The sequence below is a fragment of the Limnobacter sp. genome (assembly GCF_046297615.1).
In the GTDB taxonomy this organism is placed as follows: Bacteria; Pseudomonadota; Gammaproteobacteria; order Burkholderiales; family Burkholderiaceae_B; genus Limnobacter.
Window position 1 is genome coordinate 632148 of the sequence record NZ_JBKBHM010000002.1, and the last position, 15124, is coordinate 647271.

16 protein-coding genes are annotated in these 15124 nt (G+C 59.2%); 8 read left to right on the forward strand and 8 right to left on the reverse strand.

All coding sequences use genetic code 11. The annotated features are described in order from the left end of the window. Positions 1-43: 43 nt before the first annotated feature. From hemW to dinB, 4 genes are read right to left on the reverse strand one after another with little or no spacing between them, the layout of a single operon-like run. A complete protein-coding gene (gene hemW, locus ACK4FF_RS06915) occupies positions 44-1342 on the reverse strand; it encodes a radical SAM family heme chaperone HemW (RefSeq protein WP_409706621.1) in 1299 nt (432 codons plus the stop codon). Positions 1343-1365: 23 nt separating this feature from the next. Then, positions 1366-1998: an RdgB/HAM1 family non-canonical purine NTP pyrophosphatase gene (gene rdgB / locus ACK4FF_RS06920; RefSeq protein ID WP_409706397.1), complete on the reverse strand. Its 633-nt coding sequence runs from the start codon at positions 1996-1998 to the stop codon at positions 1366-1368. Then, positions 1998-2741 (reverse strand): ribonuclease PH, encoded by a 744-nt coding sequence (gene rph / locus ACK4FF_RS06925; RefSeq protein ID WP_409706400.1) that lies wholly within the window; start codon positions 2739-2741, stop codon positions 1998-2000. Before rph ends, rdgB begins: the two co-directional genes overlap by 1 nt. Positions 2742-2795: 54 nt before the next feature. Further along, positions 2796-3992: a DNA polymerase IV gene (gene dinB, locus ACK4FF_RS06930; RefSeq protein WP_409706404.1), complete on the reverse strand. Its 1197-nt coding sequence runs from the start codon at positions 3990-3992 to the stop codon at positions 2796-2798. A gap of 80 nt (positions 3993-4072) precedes the next feature. Here dinB and ACK4FF_RS06935 point away from each other — a divergent pair, with 80 nt between their 5' ends. The 7 genes from ACK4FF_RS06935 to ACK4FF_RS06965 all read left to right on the forward strand — a co-directional run bounded on the left by ACK4FF_RS06935 (position 4073) and on the right by ACK4FF_RS06965 (position 10316). Next, positions 4073-5011, forward strand: coding sequence for a YicC/YloC family endoribonuclease (locus tag ACK4FF_RS06935; protein WP_409706408.1), 939 nt, complete (start codon positions 4073-4075; stop codon positions 5009-5011). A gap of 93 nt (positions 5012-5104) precedes the next feature. Continuing rightward, positions 5105-5752 (forward strand): guanylate kinase, encoded by a 648-nt coding sequence (gmk, locus tag ACK4FF_RS06940; protein ID WP_409706411.1) that lies wholly within the window; start codon positions 5105-5107, stop codon positions 5750-5752. Positions 5753-5765: 13 nt separating this feature from the next. Then, a complete protein-coding gene (gene rpoZ, locus ACK4FF_RS06945) occupies positions 5766-5972 on the forward strand; it encodes a DNA-directed RNA polymerase subunit omega (protein ID WP_409706414.1) in 207 nt (68 codons plus the stop codon). Positions 5973-6076: 104 nt separating this feature from the next. After that, positions 6077-6928 carry a septum site-determining protein MinC gene (gene minC, locus ACK4FF_RS06950; RefSeq protein ID WP_409706417.1) on the forward strand — a complete coding sequence of 284 codons (852 nt, stop codon included), beginning with the start codon at positions 6077-6079 and terminating at the stop codon, positions 6926-6928. A gap of 11 nt (positions 6929-6939) precedes the next feature. Further along, complete coding sequence (minD, locus tag ACK4FF_RS06955; RefSeq protein ID WP_409706420.1) at positions 6940-7752, forward strand: septum site-determining protein MinD; 813 nt, start codon at positions 6940-6942, stop codon at positions 7750-7752. A gap of 5 nt (positions 7753-7757) precedes the next feature. Further along, positions 7758-8012, forward strand: a complete 255-nt coding sequence (gene minE / locus ACK4FF_RS06960; RefSeq protein WP_409706423.1) for a cell division topological specificity factor MinE — start codon at positions 7758-7760, stop codon at positions 8010-8012. A 48-nt stretch (positions 8013-8060) separates the two neighbouring features. Beyond that, a complete protein-coding gene (locus tag ACK4FF_RS06965; protein ID WP_409706426.1) occupies positions 8061-10316 on the forward strand; it encodes a RelA/SpoT family protein in 2256 nt (751 codons plus the stop codon). A 27-nt stretch (positions 10317-10343) separates the two neighbouring features. On the opposite strand, the gene greB is transcribed toward ACK4FF_RS06965, so the two are convergent. Then, positions 10344-10901: a transcription elongation factor GreB gene (greB, locus tag ACK4FF_RS06970; protein WP_409706429.1), complete on the reverse strand. Its 558-nt coding sequence runs from the start codon at positions 10899-10901 to the stop codon at positions 10344-10346. 83 nt (positions 10902-10984) lie between these two features. On the opposite strand from greB, the gene ACK4FF_RS06975 reads away from it, so the two are divergent. Continuing rightward, a complete protein-coding gene (locus ACK4FF_RS06975; protein ID WP_409706432.1) occupies positions 10985-12403 on the forward strand; it encodes a putative bifunctional diguanylate cyclase/phosphodiesterase in 1419 nt (472 codons plus the stop codon). A gap of 6 nt (positions 12404-12409) precedes the next feature. Here the strand turns inward: ACK4FF_RS06975 and ACK4FF_RS06980 are convergent, their stop codons facing one another. From ACK4FF_RS06980 to ACK4FF_RS06990, 3 genes are read right to left on the reverse strand one after another with little or no spacing between them, the layout of a single operon-like run. Further along, on the reverse strand, positions 12410-13510 hold the full coding sequence (locus ACK4FF_RS06980; protein WP_409706435.1) for a chemotaxis response regulator protein-glutamate methylesterase: 1101 nt from the start codon (positions 13508-13510) through the stop codon (positions 12410-12412). Positions 13511-13522: 12 nt separating this feature from the next. Further along, positions 13523-14083 (reverse strand): chemoreceptor glutamine deamidase CheD, encoded by a 561-nt coding sequence (locus ACK4FF_RS06985; protein ID WP_409706438.1) that lies wholly within the window; start codon positions 14081-14083, stop codon positions 13523-13525. After that, the gene (locus ACK4FF_RS06990) at positions 14083-15081 is read right to left on the reverse strand and encodes a CheR family methyltransferase (protein WP_409706441.1); all 999 of its coding nucleotides are present in this window, start codon (positions 15079-15081) and stop codon (positions 14083-14085) included. Before ACK4FF_RS06990 ends, ACK4FF_RS06985 begins: the two co-directional genes overlap by 1 nt. Positions 15082-15124 lie beyond the last annotated feature (43 nt).

Genomic DNA, 15124 nt, shown 5'->3' on the forward strand with positions numbered 1-15124 from the left:
TCATGGACTATGAACAAGGATTTACACCATGTCAATAATGAACTTAAAGGAACAGGCTTTGCAGGTCATTCAGAAAACGCAGGCCCAAGGGGGTCGCTTTCAACACGCCGGGCTTTGGGTCCAGCAAGCCTTTGTCCAAAGCCGCTTTCAGGGCCCCTTGCAAGTCGCTCAGTGGGCGCCCGCAGCGCTCGACGAAATACGCGTCAGGCACCCCATCAATCAAGCGCAGGGCGTTCAGCATGAATTCGAAGGGCAACTCTTGCACAGTCAGGCTGCGCACTTCGGCTGGGCGGGCCTGCGCCAGCATTTCATCCATGTAGGCCTGCGGGTTGCGGTGGCGCGTTTCCCGCTCAATGCGGTTGGGGTAGGAAATTTTGGCGTGGGCCCCAGCGCCTATGCCCAGGTAGTCACCAAAACCCCAGTAATTCAGGTTGTGCTGGCAACGGTGGCCCGGTTTGCAGAAGGCGGACACCTCATAGCGTTCGAAGCCGGCCTGCGCCACGCGGGCGTGTACGGCGTCTTCAATGTCGCTGAGCACCTCATCATCCGGCAGTTCGGGCGGATGCGCTGCAAACAAGGTGTTCGGCTCCATCGTCAACTGGTACAGGCTGAGGTGGGTGGTGCCCAAGCCCAAAGCCATGTTCACATCGGCCAGCGCATCTTCAACACCTTGGCCAGGCAAGCCGTACATCAAGTCGAGGTTGACCTCGTCGAACAACTGGACTGCTGCTGCAACCGCAGCCCTGGCCTGCTCGCCGCCGTGTACACGGCCCAGGCTGGCCAAATGCGAATCGGAAAAACTTTGCACGCCAATGGACAACCGGCTGACACCAGCCTGCCGATACCCCTCAAAGCGCGCCAGCTCAAAGGTACCGGGGTTGGCTTCCATGGTGATTTCGCCACTCATGGGCATGCCCAGGCGCGCACGCACCGCCCCCAGCAACTCATCAATCAAGGCGGGTTCGAACAGGGATGGCGTACCACCACCAATGAACACGCTGTGCAACTTGCGGCCCCACACTTTCGGCAGTTGTTGGTCCAGGTCAGCAATGAGTGCGTCCAGATAACGCCGCTGCAAATCCACCGGCAAGGCATGGGTCAGCGGGGCCTCATCGCGGGGGTTGCGTGCGTCCTTCAAGGGAATCACCGACGCTGTACCCACCTCGCGAAGGGGGCTGTCAGGGGCCAAGTGGCTGTTGAAATCGCAATACGGGCACTTGCGCACGCACCAAGGCAGGTGGATGTACAGGCCCAAGGGCGGCATGGCCGGGAAACGCAACTCCGAAGGCTTGAACACCTTGCCCACCAAGTTCAGGGCCGAGGTGGGCACGGTGGCAGTCATGTCTTGGGGCTTGGGGACTTGGCTCATGGCTTGGCGCCAGCCCACTGCAGACGGCGGCTTAGTTCATCCAGCAACACCGCAGTGGCCTGCGCCCGGTGGCTGAACTGGTTCTTCAACGCCTTGGGCATTTCAGCAGCGGTCATGCCGTGTTCGGGCACCCAGAACAGCGGGTCGTAACCAAACCCACCCTCGCCTTGAGCGCTTTGAAGCACCTCGCCCCACCACATGCGTTGGGCCACCAGAGGCGTGGGGTCATCGGCGTGGGCCACCCACACCATCGCGCACACAAAATAGGCACGGCGGTCAGTGATGTGTTGGAGTTGCTCAAGCAAACAGGCGTTGTTGTTGGCGTCGCTTTTGGCTTGTCCAAACAAGGTGGCGTAACGGGCCGACAACACACCGGGTGCACCCTGCAGCGCAGGCACGCACAGGCCTGAATCGTCGGCCAATGCGGGCAAACCTGTCAGCCGGCTGGCGTGGCGGGCCTTGGTCAAGGCGTTTTCCAAAAAGGTGTGGTAAGGCTCCTCAGCGTCGGGCACGCCCAACTCGCCTTGGGCCACCCAGTCCACCCCATGCGGCGCAAACAGGTCGCGAAATTCACGCAGCTTGCCCGCATTGCCGCTGGCCAGCACCCAACGTTGGGGCACGGCACTCATCAGTTCACCTTCACCAAAGGCTCGGCCAGGCTGGCGCGTTGTTGGCGAATCAAGGCAGCAATGCCATCGGCTGCGCTGTCCAGCATGGCATTGAGTTCGGCCCGCGAAAAGGCCTTGCCTTCTGCGGTGCCCTGCACTTCCACAAAACCACCGGCTTCCGTCATCACCACATTCAGGTCGGTTTCACAGCCAGAGTCTTCGATGTAGTTCAAGTCCAGGGCCACGTCGCCATTGACCACTCCGACTGAGACCGCCGCAACAAATTGAACAATCGGGTTTTCGGTCAAAGCGCCGGAATCCAACAGGGTTTGCACCGCATCGGCCACCGCCACCATGGCCCCTGTGATGGACGCAGTGCGCGTGCCGCCGTCGGCCTGAATCACATCGCAATCGATTTTCAAGGTGCGCTCACCCAACTTGTTCAAGTCCACAGCGGCACGCAGGGCCCGGCCAATCAGGCGTTGAATTTCCTGGGTGCGGCCACTCTGCTTGCCCTTGGCGGCTTCGCGGTCCATGCGTGAATGGGTGGACCGGGGCAGCATGCCGTATTCCGCGGTCAGCCAACCCTGGTTCTGGCCCTTCAGAAAACCCGGTACTTTGTCTTCCACTGAACAGGTGCACAGCACCTTGGTGTCACCGAAGGACACCAGCACCGAGCCCTCAGCATGTTTGGTGTAAGCGCGCTGGATAGAGACTGGGCGCAGGGCGTTGGCGGTGCGGCCGTCAGGGCGTTGGGTGGTCATTGAAAAGCTCCGGACAAGTAGTGTGTATGGGGTTGGCGCTCATTATCGCCGAAGTCAATCCTCGGGATCGAAGGCCAGGGACAATTGCGGCACGGGCTCACTGGCCGTGTCTGCAGCCAATGCGGCTTGCTCTGGCAGCAAATGACTGGCCTTGATGCCCAACAAGCGCAGGTTTGATCGGGGGCCTTGTACGTCAAAGGGTGCTTTCTTCAAGCATTGCCTGGCCGCCTCCACAATGCTGGGGGCTTCGCGGTGCAACTGCCCGGTGGTGATGTCCCGCGTTACAGAACGAAAATCAGCGTAGCGCACCTTGACACCAATGGTGCGGGCCACACAACCCTTGCGCGCCAAGTCGGCGGACAAACGCTCAGCCAACCTGAGCAAAGTCGCGGTCAGGGCATCGCGGTCACGGCGCACATGCAGGTCGGTTTCAAACGTGGTTTCACGGCTGATGCTTTTGGGCTCGGATTCCTGCACCACCGGGCGCTCATCCTCACCATGGGCGCTGCGGTGCATCCATGCACCGAGGTTGGCCCCAAAGCGGGCCTGCAACAACTCGAGTGGGCAAGCATTCAATTGGGCAATGGTCTGAACACCCATCTCAGCCAGCCTCGCTTGCGCTTTGGGCCCCACCCCATTGATTCGGCCTACGGGCAGCGGGCCAAGCCGCTCCAAAAACGCCTCAGGCTTCACCACAGACAGGCCATCGGGCTTTTGAAGGTCCGAACAGATTTTGGCGGTCAACTTGTTGGCGGCCAAACCGATTGAGCAGGTCATGCCCCCGGTGGCCTGCCGCACCGCAGCTTTCAGTTGCCCTGCCAATGCGATGGCCTGCTCAAAGCTGCCCTCACATTGTTCCGTCAAGTCCAGGTAAATCTCATCGATGCCACGGTCTTCCATCACCGGGGCCAATTCAAGCACCGCGGACTTGAACCGGCGGGACTGGGTTTTGTACCAGTCAAAATCAGCGGGCAACAGCACCGCGTGGGGTGCCAGTTTGGCGGCTTTCATGGTGGGCATGGCCGATTTCAAGCCCAAGGCACGCGCTTCGTAGTTGGCCGTGGTCAACACGCCCCGCCCTTGATACTGCGCCAACGTGGGAAAGGGCTGGCCCGGCAGGGGTTCGATGCCGCGCCGCCCGCCCACAGCCACCGGCAGGCCTTTGAGCGCCGGGTTGCGGATCAACTCGGCGGTGGCGTAGAAGGCATCCATGTCCAGATGCGCCACAATCCGCCCATTCTGCTGCGGCATGTGCCATTCCTCCCCGCTGTTGTCGTGACCGGCCATCCGGAGAGTTTACAATCCCGTCTGACTCTTCAGGACCCCACACCATGAACACACGCAAATCCCAGGACACCAAGAAGGGCCCTGTGGCCAGCATGACCGGTTATGCGAATGTGCAGCGCGTCACCCGTGCAGGCACGCTGACCATCGAGCTGCGCAGCGTAAACTCCCGGTTTCTGGACCTGAACTTTCGCATGCCCGACGACTTGCGCGTGACTGAGCCCCTGCTGCGTGAAAAGTTGATGGCTGCCCTCAGTCGGGGCAAAGTGGAATGCCGCGTGTCCTGGGGCCGCAGCGAGGGCGAAAAGCGCATTCCCAAGGTTGACCTGGAACAGGTTAAATTGCTGGGCAATCTGGAAGCCGCCATTCAATCGGCACTGCCCCGCGCACAGGGCTTTCGGATCACAGAAATTCTGAATTGGCCCGGTGTGGTTGAAGACAACAGCCTGCAGGGCGAAGAACTGGCCGAGATCATGGCCAGCCTGTGCGACCAAGCCGTCAGCGCACTGCGCGCGGCCCGCGAACGGGAAGGCGAACAACTGACCCAGGTGCTGCTGGACAAAGTGAATGGCATGGCCGAGGTGTTGGAACACCTCAAGCCCCAACTGCCCGAGTTTCTGGCCCATTACGAACAGAAAATTCGCGAACGCATGAACGAAAGCCTGGACAAAGTGCTGCAGGAACGCGGCGCCCAGTTAAGCACTGAAGACCTGAACGAGCGGGTGCGCCAGGAAGTGGCCTTGCACAGCGTGCGCATTGACGTGACCGAGGAAATGGACCGCCTGAACACCCACTTTGCCGAAGTGCGCCGTATTTTGAACACTGGCGGATTGGTGGGTAAGCGGCTGGATTTCCTGACCCAGGAACTGAACCGGGAAGCCAACACCTTGGGCAGCAAAGCCCACGCCATTGCCCAAACCCAAGCCAGCATTGACCTCAAAGTGCTGGTTGAACAGTTCCGCGAACAGGTACAGAACCTGGAATAAGGCCATCGGCGAGCCCGGCCTGCCTTAAACAGGTGACCCGCAAACGGGCCTGCTGACTTACACTGTGTCACATACCCCCACGAACACTGCATCATGAACCAATTGCAACAGCCCGGTGCCAGCCCACACTACGCGGGTAGCCTGTTCATCGTCAGCGCCCCATCGGGTGCGGGTAAATCGTCTTTGGTGAAGGCACTGCTGGCCGAGGTCAGCGGCATCGGACTTTCCATCTCCAGCACCACCCGGCCAGCCCGACCGGGTGAACAGGACGGCGTGGACTATCACTTCATTGGCGTACCGCAGTTTGAACACCTGCGCGAAGAAGGCGGTTTTCTGGAATGGGCCCATGTGCACGGCAACTACTACGGCACTTCCAAAGCCTGGGTGGAATCGCAGATGGCGGCCGACCGCGACGTGCTGCTGGAAATTGACTGGCAAGGCGCCGAGCAAGTGGTGCGCAAGGTGCCCAACGTGGTGTCGATTTTCATTCTGCCACCCAGCATGGAAGAGCTGGAAAGGCGGCTTCGAGGCCGGGGCACTGACGCTGAAGAGGTGATTCTGAAGCGATTGGGCGCCGCACAATTGGAGATCGAGCAGGCCCGGCGCTTCGATTATGTTATCCTGAACGATGATTTTGATCAGGCATTGCTTGAACTGAAATCCATCGTTGTGGCCGCACGCTGCCGTTTCAACCAGCAAATGGCGCGGCACGGCCAGCAACTCAAGAACATTGGACTGTAAGGAACACCTGAAGATGGCACGTATTACCGTTGAAGATTGCCTCAAGCAAATCCCCAACCGTTTCCAACTGGCCCTGGCCGCCGCCTACCGCGCCCGCATGCTGGCCCAAGGCCACACCCCCAAGGTGAGCGCTGGCCGCGACAAGCCCACTGTGACTGCACTGCGCGAAATCGCCAGTGGTGAGGTTGGCGTGGAAATGCTGAAACGCGTGCCCAGCTAAACCCCTTACACTGAACCAGCAAAGCCCGGGCAACGCTCGGGCTTTTGTACTTTGGCACCCGTCACGGGCCTCCAGAACGGACCATCGCAGGGATTGAACCGGCCTTGAACACTTCCACCAGCGCCTCACTGGACATTCGATTTGCCACCACCAAAGCCGTGGCCTTCGCGCCCCGCCCTGCCCCCGTGGGCGACCTGCTGGACCAACTCAAAAAACGCCTCGGCCCCACACCCGGCATTTACTATGCCGAGCCCGCCATTCTGGACCTGAGCGCCTGGAATGAAGCCGAGGTTGCCGAATACGAACTGACCCTGAAAGCCTTTCAGGCGGTGTTTCAAAAAGCCGGTGTGAACCTGGTGGAAGTTCGGTCCAGCCTGAGTGTTTTTGACGAAGAGGCCGAGCAATTGGGCCTTCGGCTTGAGGCCCCTGCCTCTGCCAGCCCTGCACCTGCCGAACCAACCCCCGGCACAGCCACGGCGCAACCCGCCGAGGAAGCTGAGCCTGTGACTGAAGCCGTTGCCCAGGCAACCCAGCAGGAGCCTGAAAGCCCCGAGAACGTGGGTTCACAGGCCGACGCCCCCGCAGACGCTGAGCCCACCGAGGCCCGACGTACGCTGGTGATTGACCAACCAGTGCGCAGTGGCCAGAAAATTTATGCCCAAGGCGCAGACCTCATCATCATGGGGCAGGTGTCCGCCGGTGCGGAAGTGATTGCCGACGGCAATGTGCATGTGTACGGCGTGCTTCGGGGCCGTGCATTGGCCGGTGCGGCTGGTGATCGGGACGCCCGGATACTTTCCACCTGCTTTGAGCCCGAACTCGTGGCCGTGGCAGGTTACTATTTAACATTCGAAGGCGGTTTTCCACCGGAAAACCAGTCCAAGCCAACCCTGGTGTTTCTGGACCAACATCAAGAGCCTGAAAGCCTCAGGCTCAAATCCATCAACATCCGTTAGGAGAACAAGTCGTGAGTCGAGTCATTGTCGTCACATCCGGTAAGGGTGGCGTGGGAAAAACAACCACCAGTGCGAGCTTTGCCTCCGGCCTGGCCCTTCGTGGTTTCAAGACCGTGGTCATCGACTTTGACGTGGGCCTGCGCAACCTCGACCTGATCATGGGCTGCGAGCGCCGCGTGGTGTACGACCTGGTCAACGTCATCAATGACGAAGCCACACTGAACCAGGCCCTGATCAAGGACAAGCATTGCCCAATGCTGTCCATCCTGCCCGCCTCGCAAACCCGCGACAAAGACGCGCTGACCGAGGAAGGCGTGGAGAAAGTCATCAAAGACCTGTCCGACATGGGTTTTGAATACATTGTGTGCGACAGCCCGGCCGGTATTGAGCGCGGCGCGGTGATGGCCCTCACATTCGCGGATGAAGCCATTGTGGTGACCAACCCGGAAGTGTCCTCTGTTCGCGACTCAGACCGCATCATCGGCATCCTGCAGGCCAAAAGTAAACGCGCGCGTGAAGGCGGCGAACCGGTGAAAGAACACCTGCTGATCACCCGTTACTCGGCCAAGCGCGCCCAAGACGGAGAAATGCTGAGCTACACCGACGTGGCTGACCTGCTGCGCATCCAACTGCTGGGCGTGATTCCCGAGTCTGAAACCGTGCTGCAATCGTCCAACCAAGGCATGCCGGTGATCCACGCAGAAACCAACGAAGCAGCCGAGGCGTACCACGACTGTGTTTCCCGTTTCCTGGGTGAAACCAAGCCCCTGCGTTTCGTGGATTACGAGAAACCCGGCCTGTTCAAGCGTCTGTTTGGGGGTTAAGCGCCATGTCCCTGTTGACCATGCTGTTTGGCGAGAAGAAAAAGTCCGCCAATGTTGCAAAAGAACGACTCTCCCTGATCATTGCGCGGGAACGGGTGGGCACCGATGGGCCCGACTTTCTGCCCCAATTGCGCGACGAATTGATGCAAGTGATTGCCAAGTACGTGAAAATTGATCAGGATGGGATTAAATTTAATCTGCAAAAACAAGGCAATATGGAAATGCTGGAAGTCAATATCGTCTTGCCGGATCAGAAGTAAATCCGTCACAATGGACTTCCAGAGGTGTTGAAGGTTTGAATGAGGTTGATGCCAACCAGGGAAGCGCAGTCGGAGCCTAAGACAGCCGGCCAACGAAACAGCGGGGTAGTCTCCATCGCCCAGCTGATTGGTCTCGCCTCGGGGTACTTGCCCGAGGCCGAGATCAAACGTGTGCGCGAAGCCTACAAATTCTCGGATTCGGCCCACTTGGGCCAGTTCCGGGCCACTGGCGAACCTTACGTCACCCACCCCATTGCCGTGGCCGAGCTGTGCGCCAGTTGGCGATTGGACAGCCAAGCCATTCAAGCCGCCCTCCTTCATGATGTGATGGAGGATTCTGGCGCCACGAAACAAGACTTGATCGAGCGCTTTGGCCCCCAAGTGGCCGAACTGGTCGATGGCCTGTCCAAACTGGACAAGATGGAGTTTTCCTCCCGCGAGGAAGCCCAGGCCGAAAACTTCCGGAAAATGCTGCTGGCCATGGCCCGTGACCTTCGGGTCATTCTGGTGAAGCTGGCCGACCGCCTGCACAACATGCGCACGCTGGACATCATGAGCCCGGCGAAAAAGCGGCGCATTGCCCTGGAAACGATGGAGATTTATGCCCCCATCGCCCACCGCTTGGGCTTGAACGAGATTTACCGCGAATTACAGGACTTGAGCTTCCAGCACGCCTACCCCCTGCGCTACCGCACCCTGAAAAAGGCGGTGTTGGCGGCACGGGGTAACCGGCGCGAGGTGGTGGGCAAGATTCTGGAGTCGGTGGAAAAATGCCTGAACGATTCCCGTGTGGAATGCCAAGTGTATGGCCGGGAAAAAGCACTGTACGGCATCTATCGCAAAATGATCGAAAAGCGGCTGAGCTTTTCCCAAGTGCTGGATGTGTACGGCTTTCGGGTGGTGGTGAAAGACATGCCCAACTGCTACCTGGCCTTGGGCGCTTTGCACCAGTTGTTCAAGCCCGTGCCCGGCAAATTCAAGGATTACATTGCCATTCCCAAGGTGAACGGCTACCAAAGCCTGCACACCACGCTGCTTGGCCCTTATGGCACACCTGTGGAGTTTCAGATTCGCACCCAGGAAATGCACCAAGTGGCTGAAAAGGGTGTGGCGTCCCATTGGTTGTACAAGGGTGATGGCGAAGGGTTGAATACCCTGCAAACCCAAACTCACCGTCTGCTTCAAAGCCTGTTGGACATTCAGAACCAGACTGGCGATTCTGCCGAGTTTCTGGAACACATCAAGGTGGACCTGTTCCCCGACGCGGTGTACGTGTTCACGCCCAACGGCAAGATCATGAGCCTGCCCCGGGGTGCCACGGTGGTGGACTTTGCCTACGCGGTGCACACCGATGTGGGCAACCGCTGTGTGGCAGCGCGTATCAATCAGGTTATTGAACCGTTGCGGACCGTGCTGAAAAGTGGCGATGTGGTGGAAATCATCACCTCGTCCCATGCACGCCCCAACCCGGTCTGGCTGAGTTTCGTGCGGTCGGGCAAAGCCCGTTCCGAAATTCGCCATTACCTGAAAACCATGAACCTGGAAGATACGGTGCGCTTGGGCCACCGCCTGCTGAACCAGGCTTTGGAGGCGGATGACCTCACACTGGAATCCATGAGCAATGAGGCCTGGGACCGGTTGATGAAGGACACACAGGTGTCCAGCCGTGAAGAATTGCTGTCTGACATCGGCGCTGGCCGGCGTGTGGCCCCAGTGGTGGCCCGCCGGGTGCTGATGGCACTGGGCAGGTCTGACGCACGGGTAGACCAAGCCACTCAAGGCCCCAACGGCCCCCGGGCACCAATTGTGGTCACTGGCTGTGAAGGCATGTCGGTGCAGCGCGCACCCTGTTGTTTGCCCATTCCTGGGGACGCGATCATTGGCTATGTGCGCAAAGGCTCGGGCTTGGTGGTGCACACGGCAGAGTGCGAAACCGCCCGCAAAGCCATCCGCAAAGAACCTGACCGATGGACGGACCTGACCTGGGACGACAACATTGAACGCGCATTCGATGTGAATGTGGACTTGCAGGTACTCAATGAAAAAGGGGCCCTGGCGATTGTGGCAGCCACCTTCTCGGACATGGGGGCCAACATCACCAACTTGACCATGAGCGACGAAACCGTGAACCGCAAGCTATTGCACTTCACGGTTCAGGTGACTGACCGTATTCACCTGGCCCGCATTCTGATGGCCTTGCGCCGACAGGAATGCGTGGAACGGGTGGCCCGGGTTAAGGGCAAAAACTTTGTGAAAACACGTAACTTGGTGCCCAGTGCGGGTTCATCGGGAGGCCCTCATTAGGCCTCAATAAGCCTCAGTATCCGCGCCTTAGTCAATCAGGTAGTCAATGGCCAGCACTTCGAGTTCATCAGGGCCAGCCGGGGTTTGTACCACCACCACATCGCCCACTTTGGCTTTCAGCAAGGCACGCGCCACCGGGGAGATCCAGCTGATGTGGGCTTGGGCCGGGTTAACCTCGTCCACCCCCACAATTTTGACGGTCAGCTCGTCGCCTTTGCCGTTCAGGTAGGTGACGGTCGCACCGAAAAACACACTCTCCAAACCCTGCTGGGTGGCGGGGTCCACCACTTCGGCAATCTCGGTGCGCTTGGTGAGAAAGCGAATACGCCGGTCAATTTCCCGCAACCGCTTTTTGCCGTAGAGGTAATCGCCGTTTTCGGAGCGATCCCCATTGGAAGCCGCCCACGACACCACCGACACCACTTCGGGCCGCTCCACTTTCACCAAATGAATGAGCTCATCGCGCAGGCGTTTGTAGCCCGACGGGGTCATGTAATTCTTCAGCCCTTGGGGCAACGCGGGTACGCCATCCTGACCCTCATCATCCTGATCGGACTCACTTTCGCGGGTAAAGGCCTTGCTCATGGTTTACGACACTGGACATTGAATGGTGGAGCCGTCAGGATACCCGAAGTTGAACACCGCTTCTGCACACTGCACCACACCTCATGACCGTCAAACCGGAACAGAACGAGCTGGACCCGGCCGCGCTGACAGCGCCCACTGCAGCCATGGTCAAACAACTGGAGGCAGAGAAACGGGACTTGCAGGTGGCCCGCAATCGTGCGCTGTTCATTGACCAGGATTCTGGCCTGCTCAACAGGCGAGGACTGGCTCAGGCGCTCAAAATGCGGGCTCCGCTGGACCCGACAGGTGGCAGCACGCTGGCTTTGATCTCGGTTCAGTTGTCGCGGGAGCAATTACACAACCTCAGCGCGGACCCGGCGACGCACCACCATGTGATGAATCAGTTAAGCCAGCGGCTGGGCAGGCTGTGCGGAGGTGAATTGATCGGGGCGTGGTCGGACTCTTTGCTGGTAGGGATCACCAGCGGGTTTAACTGGGCTGCGCTGAACGATGAGCACCATGTTCGGCTGGATGCGATTGAACACGCACTGACCGATTCGATTGATGTGCGGGGCGTTCGTATGCGGCCGCAGTTGCGGATCGGTTTGGCGCGGCCCGGCCTGGATGGACAGTTGCCGGGGCAGTGGGTCAGCCACGCACAGTCGGTGGCACTGAACCTGGCGCAACAGCAATTGCCGTTGACCGAGGCCTTGAAGGACAGCCTGCACGCCACTGCAAAACGCCGAAAGCTGATTGAAACAGGGCTGGCACGGGCCTTGGAACAAAACGAGTTAACCCTGATGTTTCAACCGGTGCAGGACTGTGCCACTGGCAGCATTTGCAGCGTTGAGGCACTGGTGCGCTGGAGCCACCCGGACTTGGGGCTGATCTACCCGGTTGAGTTTGTGAACACCGCCGAGGACTCGGGTTTGACGGAAGCCTTGGGCCAATGGGTTCTGCAGCACAGTCTGAGTGCCTTACGCAGCCTGCATGAAGCGGGTTTCGCCTTGCGTTGCTCGGTCAACTGTTCACCCCGGCAGTTTGACAACCCGCTGTTTGCCGAGCACTGTCTGAGCAGTTTGAGCGTGGCAGGCCTGCGTGCAGGGTGGCTGGAGGTGGAAGTGACGGAATCGTCTGCTTTGGGAAATGCTGCGGCTACCATACAGTCGCTGCAGCGCCTGAGAGAGGCGGGCTGCAGCGTGGCGATGGATGACTTTGGCACGGGCTACGCCACGTTGAATTATCTGAAAAACCTGCCGATGGATGTGTTGAAGGTGGACCGCAGTTTTGTGACCGACATTGCCCACAACCCACACAGCCAAAAAATCGTGCAGGCCATCATCGACCTGGCCCATGCACTGGGCCTGACGGTACAGGCCGAGGGTGTTGAAAGCACCGAGCAGATGGACGCCCTGCTGGCCATGGGTTGTGACCGTATGCAGGGCTATCTGCTTAGCCGCCCCCTGCCCCTTCAGGCGCTGCTGGACTGGCTGGTAGACCAGCCAATGCGCAAGGCCTGAACACCTTCACACCCGAATGGCGGCCCGCCCGCCAATTTTGTTCAATTGCTCCAGGAGCCTTCGGGGAATCTGATTCAGAGGCGACACCTCATCAGCCGCGCCCAAGGCGATGGCTTCGCGCGGCATGCCGAACACCACGCAACTGGCTTCGTCCTGACAGATGTTGTAGGCCCCGGCCTTGCGCAAGTCGGCCATGGCCTGCGCACCATCCTTGCCCATGCCGGTGAGCATGATGCCGATGATGTTCTTGGGCGACACTTCGATGCCCGACCGGAACAACACTTCAACCGAGGGGCGATGGCGGTTCACGGGTTCACCGGCTGACAGGTGGCACACGTAATTGGCCCCGTTTCGTGCCAGTTGCAAATGCTGATCGCCGGGCGCAATGTAGGCATGGCCGGGCAAGACACGTTCGCCGTGTTCCGCCTCTTTGACCGTGATTTGGCAGATCTGGTTGAGTCGGTCCGCAAAGCTGCGGGTAAAACCGGCAGGCATGTGCTGGGTAATCATGATGGCTGGGCTGTCTGTGGGCATCTGTTCGAGAATGACGCGCAGCGCCTCGGTGCCGCCAGTGGACGACCCAATCAACACCAGTTTTTCAGTGGCGGCAAACCGGTTGCCCAGCGCAGCGGTTTGAGCGGGCTTGGCCTGTGCCGTGGCGGTCATTTCACCCAGAGGTTTGTGCGGCAGCAGTTTCAAGCGGTGGCGTGCAGCGTGGGCCGCACGGATTTTGTCGGTGATTTCGTTGGCGTAGTTCAGCATGCCCTGGTTGATGTCCAGCTTGGGCTTGGTGACGAAATCCACCGCACCCAATTCCAGCGCACGGAATGTGACATCTGCGCCCCTTGCAGTCAGGGTGGACACCATGACGACGGGCGTGGGGCGAAGGCGCATGATGCGCTCCAGAAATTCAATGCCGTCCATCTTGGGCATTTCAATGTCCAAGGTGATGACATCCGGGTTGAACTTGCGAATCTGGTCACGCGCCACAAAAGGGTCGGGGGCAGTGGCCACTGTTTCCATATCGGGTTGGGCGTTGATGATTTTGGTCAGCAGGTTGCGGATGAGCGCTGAATCGTCAACAACCACCACTTTGATTTTGTTCATGGTGCGGGCCCTTCAAAAAAAGACGATGTCCCCGGCAACGGGGTCCTGGTTGATGGACCGCAGATAGCTGCGTTCCAGGCGTATGGCTTGGCTGTCGGCCGAGGGCACCCGCTCGATCCGCACGGCGTTGGTGGCGGAGTTGAACTGAATGCGTCGGCTGTGGGTGCCGTTGAGGTCTTGCGCAATGACGGGGATGCCGTCCTGACGCAGAAACTGGAGTACAAAATCGGCGTTACGCTGACCGATGTTCTGGGTGCTTAACGACCCGGTCATGTTGGCACCGCCGAATACTTTGCACACCAGGTCAGCCCGGCGGGCGCCCAAGTGCACAAGGTCGTTGATCAATCGTTCCATGGCGTAAAGGCCATAACGCATGCATCGGGTTTTCTCACCCAGCGAGTCGTCACGGGCTGGTACATCGGGCAACATAAAATGGTTCATGCCACCAATTTTGAGGCGCTGGTCGTGCAGGCACGCTGACACGCAGGACCCAAGCAGGGTGGTAAACACCACAGGCTCCCACGACACCTTGCATTCGCCGGGCATGAGATGAACACGGGGGAAACGGGTCATCAGGCCCCCGTGAACCGGCTTGCAGCGCCAGCGGGGTTGGCATCGCCACCTTTGAACGCTTTGTCGTCATTGACCGAATACACCGTCTTGCCCTTGAGGGTGAAGTAGTCCCGGGCCATGGCAAAGTTTTCTGAATGGCCGGCGTACAACAAGCCCCCGGTGTTCATCAGGGGTGCGAAACGCTTGAGGATGGCCATTTGCACATCCTTTTCAAAGTAGATCATCACATTGCGACAAAACACGGCGTCAAAGCCGGGGCGGAGGGCCCAATGGCTGTCCATGAGGTTCAGGCGGCGGAAGGTGATGATGGATTGAAGCTCGGGGCGCACACGAATCAGGCCGTCGTTGTCGCCTTTGCCCCTCAGAAAATAGCGGCGAAGAATGTCCTGGGGAATTTTCTCAACCTGGTCCATCTTGTACACGCCCTGTCGGCCATGCTCCAGCACTTTGGTGTCGATGTCGGTGGCCAAGATACGCACAGGCGGGTTCAGGCTTTGAAACGCTTCCATGGCGGTGATGGCCAAGGTGTAAGGCTCTTCCCCGGTTGAAGCGGCACTGCACCAAATTTCGATACGTGACTTGTGGCTAAGGCCCTGAAGTTGCTTTTTCAGCAGCTCAAAGTGATGGGCTTCGCGGTAAAACGAGGTCAGGTTGGTGGTCAGCGCGTTGGTGAAATGTTCCCACTCAGGGCTGGATGGGCTGTTTTCCAGATGGTCCAGATAGGGGCCAAAGCGGGTGTGGTTACAGGCCCGCAAGCGGCGGGCCAGGCGGCTGTACACCATGCTTTGTTTGCTGGCAGCCAGTGAAATACCGGCCACCTTGAGAATCATGAGGCGCACGCGTTCAAAATCACGGTCGGAGAATTCAAATTCACGGCCAGCGGATTCATCCTGCAAAAGGGTTTTCCCCAATGAGGCGACCACCTGTTTGGCTGCACTGACCTGAGACAAGGAGGAGCCTTGTGCCGGCTTGTCGAACTTGAAGAGGCTGTTGCTCATTGACTGGCGATCCCTGTGTGATTGAACGGGCTGGGCCTACCGC